This is a genomic window from Paraburkholderia dipogonis, from assembly GCF_046027395.1.
Lineage (GTDB): Bacteria > Pseudomonadota > Gammaproteobacteria > Burkholderiales > Burkholderiaceae > Paraburkholderia > Paraburkholderia dipogonis_A.
In genome coordinates this window covers 25,879-42,357 of record NZ_JAQQEG010000019.1, presented here as the reverse complement: position 1 = coordinate 42,357, position 16,479 = coordinate 25,879, and the positions used below count along the sequence as shown (strand labels likewise).

18 protein-coding genes are annotated in these 16,479 nt (G+C 61.5%); 7 read left to right on the top strand and 11 right to left on the bottom strand.

Features of this window, described 5'->3' with window-relative positions; all coding sequences use genetic code 11:
* The first annotated feature begins 43 nt into the window (after window positions 1–43).
* Window positions 44–1,003, top strand: a complete 960-nt coding sequence (locus PQR32_RS20250) for a Tim44 domain-containing protein (protein ID WP_408230716.1) — start codon at window positions 44–46, stop codon at window positions 1,001–1,003.
* A 104-nt stretch (window positions 1,004–1,107) separates the two neighbouring features.
* Here PQR32_RS20250 and PQR32_RS20245 read toward each other — a convergent pair whose 3' ends face one another.
* From PQR32_RS20245 to PQR32_RS20230, 4 genes are all read right to left on the bottom strand, one after another.
* Window positions 1,108–1,527 carry a RidA family protein gene (locus tag PQR32_RS20245; protein WP_408230713.1) on the bottom strand — a complete coding sequence of 140 codons (420 nt, stop codon included), beginning with the start codon at window positions 1,525–1,527 and terminating at the stop codon, window positions 1,108–1,110.
* A 41-nt stretch (window positions 1,528–1,568) separates the two neighbouring features.
* On the bottom strand, window positions 1,569–2,402 hold the full coding sequence (locus PQR32_RS20240) for an isocitrate lyase/PEP mutase family protein (RefSeq protein WP_408230710.1): 834 nt from the start codon (window positions 2,400–2,402) through the stop codon (window positions 1,569–1,571).
* Between the two features lie 40 nt (window positions 2,403–2,442).
* Complete coding sequence (locus PQR32_RS20235) at window positions 2,443–2,985, bottom strand: carboxymuconolactone decarboxylase family protein (RefSeq protein ID WP_408230707.1); 543 nt, start codon at window positions 2,983–2,985, stop codon at window positions 2,443–2,445.
* A gap of 286 nt (window positions 2,986–3,271) precedes the next feature.
* A complete protein-coding gene (locus PQR32_RS20230; protein WP_408230704.1) occupies window positions 3,272–4,234 on the bottom strand; it encodes an AraC family transcriptional regulator in 963 nt (320 codons plus the stop codon).
* Between the two features lie 280 nt (window positions 4,235–4,514).
* On the opposite strand from PQR32_RS20230, the gene PQR32_RS20225 reads away from it, so the two are divergent.
* Entirely contained in the window at window positions 4,515–5,120 is a 606-nt protein-coding gene (locus tag PQR32_RS20225; RefSeq protein ID WP_408230701.1) for a septal ring lytic transglycosylase RlpA family protein, read from the top strand.
* A 365-nt stretch (window positions 5,121–5,485) separates the two neighbouring features.
* Here PQR32_RS20225 and PQR32_RS20220 read toward each other — a convergent pair whose 3' ends face one another.
* Window positions 5,486–6,151, bottom strand: a complete 666-nt coding sequence (locus PQR32_RS20220) for a c-type cytochrome (protein ID WP_408230698.1) — start codon at window positions 6,149–6,151, stop codon at window positions 5,486–5,488.
* A 297-nt stretch (window positions 6,152–6,448) separates the two neighbouring features.
* Between PQR32_RS20220 and PQR32_RS20215 the strand changes: the two genes are divergently transcribed.
* The 3 genes from PQR32_RS20215 to PQR32_RS20205 all read left to right on the top strand — a co-directional run bounded on the left by PQR32_RS20215 (window position 6,449) and on the right by PQR32_RS20205 (window position 7,686).
* Window positions 6,449–6,742, top strand: coding sequence for a GYD domain-containing protein (locus PQR32_RS20215; protein WP_408230695.1), 294 nt, complete (start codon window positions 6,449–6,451; stop codon window positions 6,740–6,742).
* 62 nt (window positions 6,743–6,804) lie between these two features.
* Window positions 6,805–7,014 carry a hypothetical protein gene (locus PQR32_RS20210; protein ID WP_132374516.1) on the top strand — a complete coding sequence of 70 codons (210 nt, stop codon included), beginning with the start codon at window positions 6,805–6,807 and terminating at the stop codon, window positions 7,012–7,014.
* Between the two features lie 201 nt (window positions 7,015–7,215).
* Entirely contained in the window at window positions 7,216–7,686 is a 471-nt protein-coding gene (locus PQR32_RS20205) for a universal stress protein (protein WP_408230692.1), read from the top strand.
* Between the two features lie 123 nt (window positions 7,687–7,809).
* Here the strand turns inward: PQR32_RS20205 and PQR32_RS20200 are convergent, their stop codons facing one another.
* A complete protein-coding gene (locus PQR32_RS20200) occupies window positions 7,810–8,709 on the bottom strand; it encodes a LysR family transcriptional regulator (RefSeq protein WP_408230689.1) in 900 nt (299 codons plus the stop codon).
* A gap of 155 nt (window positions 8,710–8,864) precedes the next feature.
* Here PQR32_RS20200 and dld point away from each other — a divergent pair, with 155 nt between their 5' ends.
* On the top strand, window positions 8,865–10,604 hold the full coding sequence (gene dld / locus PQR32_RS20195) for a D-lactate dehydrogenase (RefSeq protein WP_408230686.1): 1,740 nt from the start codon (window positions 8,865–8,867) through the stop codon (window positions 10,602–10,604).
* 155 nt (window positions 10,605–10,759) lie between these two features.
* Here the strand turns inward: dld and PQR32_RS20190 are convergent, their stop codons facing one another.
* Window positions 10,760–11,563 (bottom strand): alpha/beta fold hydrolase, encoded by an 804-nt coding sequence (locus PQR32_RS20190; RefSeq protein WP_408230683.1) that lies wholly within the window; start codon window positions 11,561–11,563, stop codon window positions 10,760–10,762.
* A gap of 143 nt (window positions 11,564–11,706) precedes the next feature.
* Between PQR32_RS20190 and PQR32_RS20185 the strand changes: the two genes are divergently transcribed.
* Window positions 11,707–12,627 carry a LysR family transcriptional regulator gene (locus PQR32_RS20185; RefSeq protein WP_408230680.1) on the top strand — a complete coding sequence of 307 codons (921 nt, stop codon included), beginning with the start codon at window positions 11,707–11,709 and terminating at the stop codon, window positions 12,625–12,627.
* A 57-nt stretch (window positions 12,628–12,684) separates the two neighbouring features.
* Here the strand turns inward: PQR32_RS20185 and PQR32_RS20180 are convergent, their stop codons facing one another.
* The 4 genes from PQR32_RS20180 to PQR32_RS20165 form a co-directional block, all read right to left on the bottom strand.
* The gene (locus tag PQR32_RS20180; protein ID WP_408230677.1) at window positions 12,685–13,104 is read right to left on the bottom strand and encodes a c-type cytochrome; all 420 of its coding nucleotides are present in this window, start codon (window positions 13,102–13,104) and stop codon (window positions 12,685–12,687) included.
* Complete coding sequence (locus PQR32_RS20175) at window positions 13,097–14,689, bottom strand: flavin monoamine oxidase family protein (RefSeq protein ID WP_408230674.1); 1,593 nt, start codon at window positions 14,687–14,689, stop codon at window positions 13,097–13,099. Before PQR32_RS20175 ends, PQR32_RS20180 begins: the two co-directional genes overlap by 8 nt.
* Window positions 14,690–15,010: 321 nt before the next feature.
* Window positions 15,011–15,931, bottom strand: a complete 921-nt coding sequence (locus PQR32_RS20170; protein ID WP_408230671.1) for an AEC family transporter — start codon at window positions 15,929–15,931, stop codon at window positions 15,011–15,013.
* Window positions 15,932–15,977: 46 nt separating this feature from the next.
* Window positions 15,978–16,382 carry a GFA family protein gene (locus tag PQR32_RS20165; protein WP_408230668.1) on the bottom strand — a complete coding sequence of 135 codons (405 nt, stop codon included), beginning with the start codon at window positions 16,380–16,382 and terminating at the stop codon, window positions 15,978–15,980.
* Window positions 16,383–16,479: the final 97 nt, after the last annotated feature.

The following is a 16,479-nucleotide window of genomic DNA, read 5'->3' as shown; positions in this document are numbered from 1 at the left end:
GCGCCTGAAGCGGGCAGTCCCCTGACTCACCAACGAGGTTTTTATGTACATGCAGATCATCAATCAAGTTCGACGTGCTGCCGGCGCGGTGACGCGCGGGACGGCGGCGCTCGGTCTGGCGGGGCTCCTCGCTCTCGGCGCCGTGGCTTCGAACGATGCAGAAGCGAAGCGCGTAGGCGGGAGCCAAAGCATCGGGCGTCAGTCGCAAACGGCGTCGCCGTCCGGGCAAACACAACGGAGCCAGCAAGCTCAACCGGCGCAGCAGGCCGCACAAACGCCGGCCGCCGCCGCGGGTAGCCGCTGGATGGGCCCGCTCGCGGGGCTCGCCGCCGGACTGGGTATTGCGGCGCTGCTGTCGTCGTTTGGCCTTGGCGAGGGGCTCGCGCAAATGCTGTCGAATGCGCTGCTGATCGGAGCGGTCATTTTCGCGGGCGTGCTGCTGTTTCGCTTTATCGCCAACCGGCGTCGTCCGGATCTTGCGTATGGACACGGTGCCGCGAACCGGCAACAAAACGGCGGCTCGCCATTTCAGAACCAGATGGGGCAAGCGCGGCCTGACACGGATTTTCGGGGTTGGCCGCGCGCAGCGATGGGTTCGACCGGAGCAGCGAACAGCGTAAAGCCTGAGCTTTCGCCCGGGCCAGACCAGGCGGCATTTCTCGTATCCGCGAAGGCGATGTTCATGCGCCTCCAGGGTGCGTGGGACAGGAACGAGCAGGGGGACCTGTTCGAGTTGACGACGCCGGAGATGTTTGCGCGACTTAAGCAGGATCTGGAATCGCGGGGCCGCGAGCCGAGCCATACGGACGTGCCGCAACTCGATGCCGAGGTGCTGGGCACCGAAAGCAATGCGGATGAAACGTTCGTCAGCGTGCGCTTTTACGGTCAGATCCGGGAAGACGATGCGCAGACCGCGCAGCCGTTCCAGGAAATCTGGAACCTGGTCAAACAGGCGCAAGGTGACCAGGCGTGGCGACTGGCCGGTATCCAGCAGTTCGACTGATAGCAGCACGGTCGAAGCCGGCGCGAACAAGCGCCGGCCTTCGGCCGCTCATGCATCTCACATCTCACGTCGAAAAGCGGCAACGAATTGACCTGCGAGCGTCATCATCCGGACACAGAGGTGTGGCTGCTAGCGATCGCCGCGACGCAATCGATCTCGATGTCGAAGCGTCCTGGCCACGCCGGCACATTGACGAAAATCCTCGCAGGCGGGTTCGCTCCGAAGAAGCGCGCATAGATCGCGTTGACGGCCGGAAACGCTTCAACCGACGTGCAATACACGTTGCACTTGAGCACCTGATCGAGCGATGAACCCGCCGTCTCGACGCACAATTTCAGCTGTTCCAATACCCGTTCCGTCTGCAACTCGATCGGTGCGTCCATGACTTCGCCGGTGTGGGGATCGAACGGCGGGAAACCGGACACGTAGATCGTGTCGCCGTGGCGGGTGACGGCGGACGTCGGCGCTTTCCAACGTTCGAGCCAGCTCGAAAGCGGTTCGACACGAATGATTTCACGGCTCATGGTTCGCTCCATGTACAAAGGGTTATTCGATGAAGAAGACGCTACGCGACGTCGTGAAACATGCCGTTCAACCACGCGCTTGACGGCTCCTTCGGCAAACGATCGAAGCGGCCGTCCGCAAGCGACTGAACGCTAGTCACCAGCCCGCCCCAGGCCGCGCGTGCGAGTGCGCCGCCCACGCTCACGCGCCGCACGCCGAGCCTTGCCAGTTCGTCGAGCGTAAACGCGGAGGGTCCGCCGATCAACAGATTGACGGGCTTCGGGCTGACCGCGGCGAGCACCGCTTCGATCTGCTCGCGCGTCTGGATGCCCGGCGCGTACAGACAGTCGGCGCCGGCTTGCGCATAGGCTCGTAAGCGCGCCACCACGTCTTCGAGATCAGGTACGCCGACAAAGAAATTCTCAGCACGTCCGACGAGCAGCGTGTCGCCACCTGTCTCGTCGATCGCGCGTCTTGCCGCGGCGAGGCGGTCGACGGCGACATCGACCGGAAACAGTGGCGACGTCGGATCGCCCGTCGAATCTTCGATCGACAGTCCGGCTATACCGGTATCGACCGCCATCCGGACGCTTTGCGCCACCTCGGCGGGATCGTCGCCGAAGCCGTTCTCGAAGTCGGCGTTGACTGGCAGATCTGTCGCGCCGACCATCTCGCGAAGGTGCGCGAGGATCGCATCGCGTGATACGCCGTTATCCGGCCGGCCGGTCGACCACGCGAAGCCCGAACTGGTCGTGGCAATCGCCTTGAAGCCGACCGACGCCAGATAACGCGCGCTGCCAACGTCCCACGGATTCGGCAACACGAAGCATCCGTCTTTGTGCAACGCGCGAAACGCCGAGCGTTTTTCGGCAGTGGTTGTATGGTCTCGTGACATGTTCGGTCTCCTTGTCTGACTACGTGGCAGCGCGCTGTCGTTACACGACTTCGGTTTCGACGACCGGAAAATCGACCTCGGTATCGAACGCGTTGTTGACGAAATTCGTCAGCATGAATTGCGCGGCAAGCGCGATGATTTCGACGATGTTCGCATCGCTGAAGCCGGCTTCGCGCACGGCGCGCAGATCGCTTTCGGTGACCTTGCCGCGCGTTTCCATCAGCGTCTTCGCGAACGCGACAGCCGTGGCGGTTCTGGGCGTATGCGATCTGCCGAGCCGGTTCAGGCGAATCTCGTCGTCGTCGATATGAGCCATATTGCTCGCGACATAGCTATGCGCCGACAGACAGTACTGGCAGCCGTTGACCTGGGAAACGGCGAGCGCAATGCCGTCGCGCAGTTTCGCATCGAGCGTTTTCGCAAGCGCGCCTTGCAGGGCGGCCCAACCGTTCAGCGCATTGGGGCTGAGCGCCATGATGCGAAAGAGGTTGGGCGTCATCTTCAACTGCTTCGTCATTGCATCGATGACCGGCTGCGAAGCGGCCGGGATAGCGTCGTTGGCGGGGAGGGCGATGCGGGTCATGGTCGTGCTCCTGTTTCTGATGATCGGGAGAAGGGTGCGTCTGCATCGGAATATCGACGTGCGTTCTCGGCTGCATTGATGAAAATTCTAGGCGCGCAGGTCGAACGGAAAATCCTGGGAACAGACTCAAAAGTCCGCATATGCACGTGTAGGCGTGGGTCGCTTTAAAAACGAAACCGGCGCCTTGCGTCGGCGTTGATATGCCGGTGCAAGGCGCCGGTCAGGGCGCAGGAGCGTGCGAGTCTGGAGTGCAGGGTCCGGCAAACGACGCAGGCAGCCCTGGCGTTCAGCCCTTGGCGGATCCCTCGCGGTATTCGGCGGGGCCCGTATCGAACACCTCGCGAAACGCGCGCACGAATGCGCCGCGGCTCGCATAACCGGCGTGGCGCGCCACCTGATCCAGCGAGAGGTCGCCAGCGCGCAGCTGGGCGGCCGCCTGGCGCATGCGGATGTCGCGCAGTACCTGCATCGGCGACTGGCCGAGCGCGGCCGAAAAGCGCGCCATGAACGCCGAGCGGCTGAGGATCGCCGCTTCGGCGAGACTGGCGACGGTGTGCGGTGCGCCCGGGCGGGCCACCATGTCGGCGAAAGCCCGTGCGATTTGCGGATCGCCGAGCAGCGCGAATCGCTCCATCCAGAGTGCGTTGGATTTCAGTGACCGGCGCACGAGCGCGACGATCACCTGCTTGAGCAACGCGCCCGACATCGCGCCCGCGCCGATCTCCTGCGCGACGAGCTCATCGAACGCCGTGCGCAGATAAACATCGAGCCGGTCGGAAGCTTCGAACTGCTCGACGATCGGCGTCGCCAGGGTCCCGAACAGATTGATCGACGCGCCGAAGGACGCCTTGAAATAGCCGCAGATCATGACGGTCATCGGTTCGGCGTTGCCCGCGCGGAAGCGATTGATCGAATCGACGACCTGTTTGTGCTCGCGCCCCGGCACGACGGTCGGCGCGATACCCGCCTGGTTTGCCGGTACCTCGAGCTTCAGCGGATGACGCGGCGGCACGATCAGCAGCGTGTGAGGCTTGAGCGGGACGGTCCCGGCGCCTGCGATGTGCAGGCGCCCTTCGCCCGAAAGGATGTAGTGGATGCCGGGCGCGTCATGGCCATCCAGTTCCAGCACGAATCCCCGGCTGACCAGGCACTCGGAAAGCCCCAATACCTGAATGTCGAGCAGGGTGATCAGCTCGTTCAGATTGCTGGGCGATAGACGTGGCGACGAAATTGCTTGTGAAACAGGCATGGGTCATCCGCGGGAAGTGAGGCAATCAACAGATGTTTGAGCGTGGACGCTGATTGTCGCAGGTTTCCGATGAACGCAATTGTGTGGCGCAGGCGGCGGAGCCACGCGTGGACTCGCCAGGCGGCTCGTGCAGTGAACGCACGAACGTCGGACCGCACGATACGAACACCGCTCAGCCTGGCGTGAGAGGCTTATTTAGCAGACCGAATACACCGGTAATTTACGTATCGCTCGTTGAACGAAGTGCCCGCTGCCTTGACAAGCAGGAAAGGAGTGGCAAATGGAAAACAATCTTCATACCAGGGAGAATCGGCTATCCCGCCATGTCGACCCCGTTCGTTTGCAACCCGGTCGAGGACCCACGCTTCGAACGCTTCTGTTTGCGGTCTTGTCGTGCTTCCTGAGCACCGCGCTTCCGGCGCAACCGCCGGCATCCGCCGATGCCAGTCCGGCGAGCGCAAAGACAGCCCAACACGGCCATCTCGATCGCTCCGGCAAGTCCCGCAAGGGCAAGGCCTCGTATTATGGCCGGGAGTTCTATAAAAAAGAGATGGCCGACGGTACGCCGATGAATCCGCAATCGAATGTCGCCGCGAGCAAGACTCTCCCGCTTGGCACCAAGGCCCGGGTCACGAATCTGAAAAACGGTAACAGCGAGGTGGTCGAAATCAGGGATCGCGGCCCCTATGTCAAGGATCGAATCGTCGACCTGTCGCCCAAGACCGCGGATAAGCTCGGGTTGAAAAAAGACGGCGTTGTCCCCGTCGAAGTCAAGCCGATGGAAGTTCCGCAGGCCGACGGTACCGTGAAGCCGGGCGCAGGTGTACAGGAAAGCGAGCGCGGCAGGTCGTCGGTTGATGTGCAGGATAGTCATTCCTTGCATTGAATGGACGGCACTACGACGACGCACGCTTCCCATCGTTCGGCTCGTGAGAAAGCTTCGTGAGCGGACGTTTGCCCGCGTCGACTGAATGCCGGGAGATAGCGCGCGGTTGGTGCTGGCTTATGCGGGCGGGCAGTTCATCGCCTTAACATGCAGGCTCTGGCACGGATACGATTCAGGCAGTTGCACGCTCCGCGCTGCACTCAGATTTGAATCGCCACCAGTCGCCGCGCAGCCGGCAAGCATCATCGCCAGACTCGATATGACCGCGACGTGACTCCACACAGTAGATCGCATAGGTACTCCACACAAAAGGAACGGGTTGCGGTACGGGATTGGCTTCGCAAACGCTATAAGCCTGTTGTCGATCAAGGTCTGGTCACCGAAAGGTAAGCTGCAGCCTCTTCGATCTGCGCATCATTCAACGTCGCCGCGACGGCTGTCATCGTTCCCGGCGCTGGCGGTTTCCCTTTCGCGCGCGCCTGAAATTCGTGCAACCGCGCAACCACAAACGCCGCCGGTTCACCCGCGATGCCCGGAAAGCGCGCGCCATTGCCTTTGCCTCCGACCCCGTGACAGCTGAAACAGGCGGGAACGTTGGATCCAGCACCCATCTCGGCGAGCTGCTTTCCGGCGATCACCAGACTCTGCTGCGGCGGCGCACCTGCTGCAAGGGGCGGGTCCTGCCTGGAAAAAAAGTTTGCGAGTTCACGTATTTCGCTATCGGACAGATTGAGTGCGACCGTCTGCATGACAGAGCTTGCACGGGTGCCAGCCTTGAACATCGACAGTGCATGCGCGAGATAATCTGCATCCTTGCCGGCAAGCCGCGGCCCTCCGGTCACGGTGCCGGCGCCGAGGGCGCCGTGGCACGCAACACACGTTGCGATGGAGGGCGCCGTTGCCCCCGCGGCGCTAGCCTGCGCATTTACTGCGGACTGTGCGTGACAGGTGCCCGCGAAACCGACGAGCGCCGCAATCGAAAGCGAACGCACGCCGTCGCGCAGCAGGTTGGTAGAACGTGAACTGATCATCGTGGTCTTCCCGATATCCCCCGAACCAGCGTCCGGTGAATGACGCTGTGAGACGATTCTGCGGGAATGATCCTGACCAGTGAGCGTCGAAAGAATTACGGATTTGTTATCTAAGGCGGGCACCGGCCTTACGCGTTCCTCAATTGCCCATAAAGCCAAACAGCCAGTGGCACGTGATTCCATTGCATAGAATCAGGTTACGCGCAGAACGCTTTCGGGCAACACGATCGCAGTCGCGTTCGCGGTCGAGCTTGCGCGCATTCAACGCGATTCGTACCAATCGTAAGGAGAATCGTCATGGCGACCTATGTGGTTCTTGCACAATTCACCGATCAGGGCATACGCAACATCAAAAACAGCCCACAGCGGGCCGGTCAGGCGGCGGAACTGGCCAAGACCTTTGGCTGTGAAATGAAAGAGATCTATTGGACGGTGGGCAAATACGACATCGTCACGCTCATCGACGCACCGGATGAGCAAAGCTTCGCGGCATTCGGCTACGCGTTGGGGTCGGCAGGCAATGTCCGCACGCAAACGCTGCGCGCGTTCACAAAGGACGAATGCAGCGCGATTATCGGCAAGCTTCCATAAAACACGCAGTCATCTGGCACGTGAGCCGTTCTCTTTCCGCGACTCTTTCTCAGGAGATCACAATGAACGCAAAAGCAAACGACAGCGAAGACGTACGCGCATTCGTTCAAACGGCCGAGCAGGCCGGCGAGTTTGTCTGGGTCATTACGCTGGTCGACTTCGGAGCACAAAAGGTCAAACGGTCGATGGTTTCGGACGACACATTCGCCATGCGCGCTGCGGCTCAAGACGCCGGCGAAGCCTATCTGAAGGGGCTGACGGAAGACCGGTAGCGAGGCGGGCAGACGCCTTGTTTTCGCTCGCGGACAGACTAAAGCTGGACCAGAGGCAGAGGGCCGGAATACGCAGTGCCTGCGAGGCGAGGATGACTATACTCAAAGAGGCCGCCTCTGATTCAGGTCCACCGGGTTCAGGTGGTAGAGGCGCCGCGCAGGATTTCAACGCGAGCCAGCCGGGTCGCGGGGGAGAAATGTATGTTCAAGCATCTGCTGGTGCCGACCGACGGCTCGACGCTTTCCGAGGCCGCCATTCAGATGACGGTAACGCTCGCCTTGGAAAGCGGAGCCAAAGTCACGGGCCTCCATGTCATCCCGGAGTTTCATGTCCTCGCTTATGGCACGGAGATGATCGCGGACAACGAGGATCGAATCATTCAGGCCGCGCGACAGCGTGCCGACGACTACCTGGAAGTTATCAAAAAAGCCGCTGCGCAAGCAGGTGTCGAGTGCGATACGGTTGCCACGAGCCGCGCCCATCCTTATGAGGCGATCATCAGCGTTGCTGCAGAGCAGAACTGCGATCTCATTGTGATGGCGTCGCACGGTCGAAGTGGCATGCGGGCTTTTTTGCTCGGCAGTGAGACCCAGAAGGTCCTGACGCACAGTCAGATCCCGGTTCTCGTCGTCCGGCAGTCGACGCCAACCGGCGTGCCTTCAGGGCGATAGTCCGGCTGGTAGCTGAACGAGGGCGCCCGCCCGGAAGTGCACGAATGAATTGCATCGGAATCCTGATATAGGTCCGGCATCCGCGCCACGCGAGCGGTTTGTAACTCGTGTGGCGCCGTACCATCATCCCTCGCGGGCGGCGACTCGTTGTTGCCGCAAAATCCTCACAAAGTTCAGCACGGTGGGCGACTTTTCGCGCGGCCGATGGATCAAGGCAATACCCGTCGACAGTGGGTTGCCCCGCAGTGCGTGATACGACACGCTTTCGACCTGGATCTGCCGGATCGACGCGGGAACCACCGCAACGCCGAACCCAGCCGCCACGAGATTCGCCGCCGATGAGATCTGCGGCGACTCCATGCCGATCGAAGGCGCGAAGCCGGCTTCGCGGCAGGCGCCGATGATCGAGTCATACAAATCCGGGCCGATGGGCCGCGGAAAAAGGATGAACGGATCGTCCGCAAGGTCCGCCAGATCGATGCGCCGTCGCCGGTTCAGGCGATGGTTCGCCGGCAACACCGCCAACATGTCTTCGTCGACCAGCGGTTCGACAATCAGATCGCGGCAGTTCAGCGGCATGCGCACCAGAGCGGCATCGAGCTGCCGCTCGGCGACTTTATCCAGCAGCAGCGAGCTGTTGCTCTCCTCGCAACTGATCGACACGCGCTCATACGCATGCCGGTAGCGCTGCATGGTCATCGCGACCGCTGGATGAAACACCGTCGAGCCCGCGAAGCCGAGCGAGAGCCGCCCGGTCTCTCCACGTCCCGCGTTCTGCACCTCGACGAACGCCTGCTGCGCGTCCTCGACGATGCGCCGCGCGCGTTCGCGAAAGAGTCGTCCTGCCTCTGTCAATTCGACGCGGCGCGGATGACGGATAAACAGCGGCGTGCCGATTTCCCGCTCGAGCTTCAGGATCTGCTGGCTCAAAGGCGGCTGGGCGATGCCCAGATGAGTCGCGGCATCGGTGAAATGCAGGTGTTCGGCGACGGCGAGGAAGTAACGCAATTGGCGAAATTCCATATGTTTTTCGTCTCCAAATAGCGACTTCAAGATATTGGACTAATGACCGGACTGATTTTAACCTTCGTGTCAATCCGATGCGCTCAAAGGTCGCAGCCAAAACCGCTGGACCCAGCCGATGCGCGTCGTGCCCAACGCCCTACGAGGAGATTTCGATGTCAGCAGCGCACACACCATGGGAAGCCGCCCGGTCCGACGTGGCTCAAACGTTGATCGCGGAGCTACGCGGCATCGTCGGCAGGAAACACACGCTGACCGATGACGCCGCGACCCGCCGCTTCCGGACCGGCTTTCGTTTTGGCGCGGGCAAAGCGCTCGCGGTGGTGCGCCCCGGTACGATCGTCGAGCAATGGAAAGTACTGCAGGCATGCGTGGCGGCGAACGTGATCGTGATCACGCAGGCGTCGAACACGGGCCTCACTGGCGGCTCGACGCCCGACGGCGACGACTATGATCGCGACATCGTGATCGTCAGCACGAGCCGCATGAAGAAGGTGTTTATGATCGACGGTGGCAAGCAGGTCGTCTGCCTGCCCGGCGCAACACTCGACCAGTTGGAAAAAACGCTGAAGCCCCTTGGCCGGGAACCGCATTCGGTGATTGGCTCGAGCTGCATTGGCGCGTCAGTGTTCGGCGGTGTCTGCAACAACTCGGGCGGTGCGCTGGTGCAGCGCGGCCCGGCGTATACGGAAATGGCGGCATTTGCGCAGGTCGATGAAACGGGCAAGCTGCACTTCATCAACCATCTCGGGATTCAGCTCGGCGAGACGCCCGAGGAGATTCTTGGCCGGCTCGAGCACGGCGAGTTTTCTGATTCCGATGTCCGGCACAATGCGGGCGCCGGGTCGGATCATGGCTACGCGAGCCATGTGCGCGAAATCGACGCCGATACGCCGGCGCGCTTCAATGCCGACCCGCAGCGTCTTTATGAGGCGTCAGGCTCGGCTGGCAAGCTGATGGTGTTTGCCGTGCGGCTCGACACGTTCCCGATCGAACAGAACGCCAAGGTGTTCTATATCGGCACGAACCGTCCCGACGAACTCACCGAGATTCGCCGCCACGCGCTGCATGACTTCAAATTCTTGCCGATCTCGGGCGAATATCTCCATCGGGACGCTTTCGACGTCGCTGAAGAGTACGGTAAAGATACCTTTCTGGCGATCAACTATCTCGGCACGTCGCGGCTCCCCGCGCTGTTCGGACTGAAGAGCCGTTTTGATGCGCTGTTCGATCGTCTCGGCTTTCTCCCTGCGCATTTCACGGATCGCGTCATGCAGGCCGCGAGCCGGCTGTTTCCGAGCCATTTGCCACCGCGAATGAAACAGTATCGCGACAAGTACGAGCATCACCTGATGCTGAAGGTCGCGGCTGAGAGCGTCGACGAAACCCGCGCGTTCCTCTCCGGCTACTTTGCGAACGCCACCGGGGGTTATTTCGAATGCACGGATGAAGAGGGCCGGAAAGCGTTCCTGCATCGCTTCGCTGCCGCCGGTGCAGCGGTCCGCTATCGCGCCGTGCACACCCGCGAGGTGGAGAACATCGTTGCGCTCGACATCGCACTGCGCCGCAACGATCGCGACTGGATCGAGACGCTGCCGCCCGACATCGAGGAAACGATTGCCATCAAGTTGTATTACGGCCACTTCCTGTGCCACGTGTTCCACCAGGATTACATCGTCAAGAAGGGCAACGACTGCCTCGAGGTCGAACACAAGATGTGGACGCTGCTGGACCGCCGCGGCGCCGAATATCCGGCGGAACATAACGTCGGCCATCTTTACCGCGCGAAGCCCCAGCTTGCGGCGTTCTATCAGCAACTCGATCCTTGCAACTGCTTCAACCCGGGGATCGGACAGACATCGAAATTCAGGAACTATCGGGAAGCGGCGGTTTAGCAGAACACCGTCATTATGAAGTGGCTGCGCTCTTTAGCGGAATTCCGCCCGCATGTGGATTAGCGTCGTTCACATCCTCCGGCGGCAAGTTGCCGTCCTCAGGACTCGCCGGCCTCGTCTTGCGGTGCATTCGACGGCCCGCCCACCGCGAAACCTCAAGCCGCCGGTGATAGAACGAACTTCACGACGGCGTCGCCGAACTCTCGCGGAAACTCGACGTTTGAGAGATGTACCGCGGGCAGCACCAGCAAGGTCGCGCCTGGAATAGTCTTCGCCATCTGCACGCTGTAACTCGCTGCCGTCACCGTATCGTGCTCGCCTGCAATCACCAGCGTCGGCCGCGCAATGCACGCAATATCCTGTCGCAAGTCGGTGTCCTGCACGGCGCGCCACGAGCCGACCAGGCCATGCCGGTTGGTCGCGAGCAGCATCGCCCGGAATCTCTCCACCACCGGATTGGGCGCCTCGAACATGCTCGCCGGAAACCAGTTGTGCAGGAACGTCTCTGCCGTAGTGGTCATGTCGTCGGCCTGAAGCGCCTCGGCGATCGGCGCATCGAACCTGTCCGCAGGCCCAAGATAGGGCGCGGTATTGCTCAGTACGAGCCGGTCGATCCGTGCCGGCGCGTGGATGCCTAGCCACTGCCCGACGATGCCTCCCAGCGAGAGCCCAAGGAAATGCGCTTGCGCAATGCCGAGCGTATCCATCAGTTCGAGAACATCCTGTCCCAGTCGTGCAAGCGAATACGGTCCGTCAGGGACGCTCGACGCGCCGTGTCCGCGGGCGTCGTAGCGCAGCATTGAAAAATGGCTGCTCAACTCAGGAACTTGCCCGTCCCACATGCGCAGTGTCGTGCCAATGGAATTGGACAGCACCAGCACTGGCTTGTTGAGATCACCATCGATCCTGTAGGCAATCCTCACGCCGTCGGATGTCGTGAAGTAGGAAAGATTGTCCATAAGGTTCTCGCAATAGAAACGCCGCGTCGCGCGGCCCCATTGGCCACACGTCGTCACGGCACAGGTTGATGGGATTGAGTATGGACAACGTCTCGATCCGATAAAATTACAATGTTCGGATATTCTTTGTCAGGAAAAATGACATGACCGATTTTGCCCTGCACGATCTGAAATGCTTCGATGCCGTCATCCGCACGGGCAGCTTCCAGGCTGCGGCGGCTGCCTTGCACCGGTCCCACCCGGCGGTGTTCGCTGCGGTGGCGAGGCTTGAAAGCCAGGCGCGTCTGCAACTGCTCGATCGCGGCGGCTACCGGGTGAAGCTCAGCGATGCGGGGCGCTCATTCCATGAGCGCATGCAGCCGCTTTTGTCCGAAGCCGAGGGTTTGCGTCAACACGCGGCCCAATTAGCCATGGGCGAAGAGAGCGAACTGCATGTGGTGTTGGGCGACCTGTGCCCACGCCCGGCTGTGCTCGGGCTACTCGCGCGCTTCTTCTCGAAGTGCCTGCACACGCGACTGCATCTGCATTTCGAAACAGTCGGCGGTCCGGTCGAGCGCCTCAAGGCTCGCGACGCTGACCTGATGTTTCACCGCGTCGACACGACAGACCCGTCACTGGAGTGGATTGCACTCCGCAAGGTTCGACTGATTCCTGTGGCCGCTCCGAGCCTGCTGCCGGCGTCGCTGGCCAGGACACTACGCCCGGAACAGCTACGCGACTACACGCAATGCGTCATGCGCGATTCGGCTCGCGCGCCACGTGACGAGCAGTTTCTGGTAATCGAGGGAGTACACCAGGTCACGGTTGCGGACCAGTTCATGAAGAAGGATGTCATTCTCCAGGGCCTCGCCTGGGGGCATTTGCCGGATTTCCTGATCGACGGAGAGATGCGTAGGGGCGAACTCAGGTCCATTGCCGGCCGGCACTTTCCCGGCCACACGGAAACGGTGGTTGCCGCTCGACGCATCGACGGGGCGCACGGTCCGGTCGCCCAGCGACTGTGGGCGCATTTGCAGGCTTCGTGCGGCCGCACCAGCTCGTCATCCTTGCCATATGTCTCGTGAAGCGATGGAGGAGGGTGCGGGAAAGAGGCCGCACGTCGATAGCCATGCCACGTGAACTCAGCGCAAACTTCTCACCTGGCTCGGCGTGACAGTTCCGGCAAATCGATTGCCGAAATGAGTTCTCGTGTAGTTGACGACAGCCGCGACCTGATCGTCGTTCATCGCGTCGCCAAACGATGGCATCGCCTTTCGGCCGCGCAGTACGTTGACGATGACGTAGGGTGCGGCTTCGACTGCCGGGTTGTCAGCGAGCGCCGGGTAGTGACCCGCGCCCTGTGCGCCTTTACCATCCGGCATATGGCATCCGGCGCAGGTAGCGTTGTAAAGCGCTTCGCCGCTTTCTTCGGTGAAGCGGTAGCCCGGAGAAATCGTGAAGGTGCGTGCTGCGTCCTGTGCCACGGCCTGAGCCGACACCGTCGCGGCTCCCATCAGCAAGGCCATCAGCATCACGCTGACGAACAGCGTCGGCCTATCCATTGACGATTCTCCGATGCAACCGGGTGATCGCATCCAGCGACGACAGCACGGCGCCTTCCTGCCATGCCGGGATATGCGAGGCGTGCTCTCCGGCAAGGACGATCCGTCCGTCGATCTGACAGAGATTCGCGTAATGCGCTTTTCGCAGCGCATCCGTCCATGCGGCGAAGCAGCCATTCACGAACGGTGATCGGCTCCAGCTCATCGCGAAGCCGTTCTGGTACTCGCGCGCGTACTGCGGATGAATCTGGCTGCCCTGGCTCAATGCCACCGCGATCCGTTCGGCAGGGGGCAGCGCGCCCACCTCATAGCTGGCGGGGCCCCACATGTAGGCGCCGAGCAGCACCGCGGGACCGATCGTTCCGTAACCTGTTGCCGGATAGCCGATCGTCGAGATCGGCAGGTCGGTGTGCGTGATGCCGCCGTAGATCTGCTCGTCTTCTTCCCAGAATCGCCGGCCGAATTGCAACCCGATTTTCACCGACGTTTCGTAGGGCACCGCATCGATCGCGGCGCGCATGGCCGGGCCGACCGTAATGTCGATCTGACTCAGAATCGAGAGCGGAATGGTGCACACCAGCCAATCCGCGTGCGCGTTCCGTTCAGTCCGGGTGGCCGTATCGGTATAGCGCACTGTGACGCCTTGCTCGTCCTGCAGGATAGCCGTGACTTTGGCGTTCAACACTACGGCGCTCGCGACCTGCGAATGAAGCGCATGGGCAATCCTGTCCATGCCGCCGACGGGCTGGAAAATGGCGCTCTGGAAGTCCTGCTCGTTTCCAGACGAGAGCCATTGCCACAAACGCGATGCAAGCAATGGGTCGCGCGGGAGCAGATCCGACGGCACGGCCTTGGGCATCAGCCCACCGCCATGCGCGATCGCGAATCCGCGGCGTTCACTGCTTCGCCCGCCCGCCTGATAGCGACCATCCCGGCCGAGCGCACCCCATTGGCGCAGGGATTCGAGTAGCAGTTGCGCATCTTCGGCTGACAACGCATCATCGAGTGCGTCTTTGTGGATTGCTTTGGAAAGCAGCTCGGCGACATAGCCTTGATAGTCGGTCTGCACCGTCCGGAATCGTTGCGGCTTGCCACCGAAAGCCTCCGTGGAATGCAGGTATGCGTTGTAATTGACCTGGATGAACGGCTCGAGCGGCACCTTCAGGCGTTTTGCATAGTCGAGTACGCCCTGGTGGTGATACGGAATGCGCCACGGCCCTGGGTTCAGATAAAGCCCGTCAGCGAAATCACAATCCTGGGTGGCGCCGCCGAGTTCCGTATAACGATCACCGCCCCTGACAGTCCAGGCCCGACCACCCGCGCGGCTGTTGTACTCGAGCACCTGCACGTGGTAGCCCGCGTTCCTCAACTCAAAGGCCGCGACGAGGCCAGCCATGCCCGCGCCGAGCACGAGAATTCGCGTTGCTTTGGGTGCGCCGTCTAGTCTGATCGGTCCGACGTAGGTCGAGGCAGCGGCGAACCCAAGCGTGCCCATGCCTTGCATCATGGCGGCCGCGCCGAGGTTCTTGCCGATCAGCGTCAGCAGGTGCCGGCGGCTCATCGCATTGGTGGTCATTCTCGACATAAGGACGTGGTGCCCCGGCTGGAGAGAAACGATGGCGAACGAAATCAGATGGCATCCCAGATTGCAAAGGCCCGAGCCTGCTTCCGCTGAAATCGGGCTTGAGACGAATTAAAACTATGAACCGTTTCTCGTGATCACGTGCAGCTGTCCGTCATGATTGGATGGCAGCCGCAGGCCTGATCCGGTTGTATTTGCGAGGTGGCGGCATGCAGTCCAGCGCTGCCCGAGGCTTTCGTCATTAGACTGAACTGCCAAGCTGCGCAAAATCGGGTAACGGTTATCACGATCCGAAGAAAGTTCGGCGACGATGGCGAGTCCGCGCTACAGAACGTAAAGCCAGGCAAGCAACGTGAAGACTGAAAAGAGCGTCGTCATCGAGATCACTGCGCCCACTACGGTCTTTTCGACATCATATTCAACCGCGAGCACGTACGCGCTCTTGGCAGTGGGCACGGCAGCGCACACGACGGCGGCGACGGTCGCGGTCCGGTCGAGGTCTGTCGCAAGACAAAGCGCGTAGACCACGAGCGGCATGATGGCCAGCTTGAGCGTCGTCAGCAACGCATAAAGACCCAGACGTTCGCGCAGTTCGGCGATTGTCAGATCAAGTCCAATTGCGAACAGCGCGCATGGCGTCAACGCTTCGCCGAGTATCGTGAGAAACGACGCGGCCGGGCCGGACAGTTCCGAACCGAGGATCGACCAGAGCAGTCCGAAAATCGTGGCAAGGATGACGGGATTGGTGGCGATCTGCCGCAGCAGCGCCGCCGTCCGTACGTTGCGTGATGTATCGTATCGCCCGATCTCGAGCAGCAGAACCAGTATCGGAAACATGACGGCGCCGACGAAGACGGTCGCAATCGCCGCCGCGAGCACGCCCGCCTGGCCAAAAAGCGTCTTCAATATAGGGAGCGCGACGAATCCGGTGTTCGTCATCGACACGGCAGCAGCCAGTATTCCGCTTTTTCCGACGCCCGCGCCGCGCGCGATTCGCACAAACATCATCACCGCCACAAAGCAGATCATGGAGCCGCCGCCGAACGCAGCAAGAAAACGCCAGTCAAGGAGCGAGTGAAGCGACTCATCGGCGATCGTCAGGAAGACCAGCGACGGCATCGCCACGTAGTAGGCAAAGCGCATCAGCGGCGCGGCTAGCGCGCGCGGCATGTAGCCGGAGGCGCCGGCAAACCATCCCGTCAGAATGATGGCAAAGATCGGAAGTATGGTGCCGGCGAGATGCATAGTGACCTCCCGTAGCTTATGGGACTTAGACGCGTCGCGAAGCGGGCTACGCACCGTGCTGATACTTCGGCAAGTCGTCGCTCAACGAAAGGCCAGGAAACATGCTCGCGCACCACACGTGCCATGACGGGCGGACCCTGGCGGGATCGTCGAGCGTCGCGTAGTTGATTTCGACCGTTTGCTGCGCTGCCGACTCGCGATACTCGAGTTGCGTACCGCAATGACCGCAGAAGCGCCGTTCGCCCCAAGTGCTCGACTTATACACCCGCGGCTCACCGCGGACGTACTTGAACTCGCCGATCGGCACCGAGGCGGAAGCGGTCACCGCGGCGCCGGTGGTCTTCTGGCACAAGCGGCAGTGGCAAAAGCCGGCGTCGGTCGGAACAGTCGTGACCTGATAGCGGATAGCGCCGCATGCGCAACCTCCTTCCAATACGTCATCGCTGTTCATCCTTGTCCCCGCATGTTCTGTCGCGAACGTCTTGAAGGATACGCAAGCGCGGGCAGTGCAAGCGTATGAGTGATGCAGCCATATCCGCGGCGCGCCG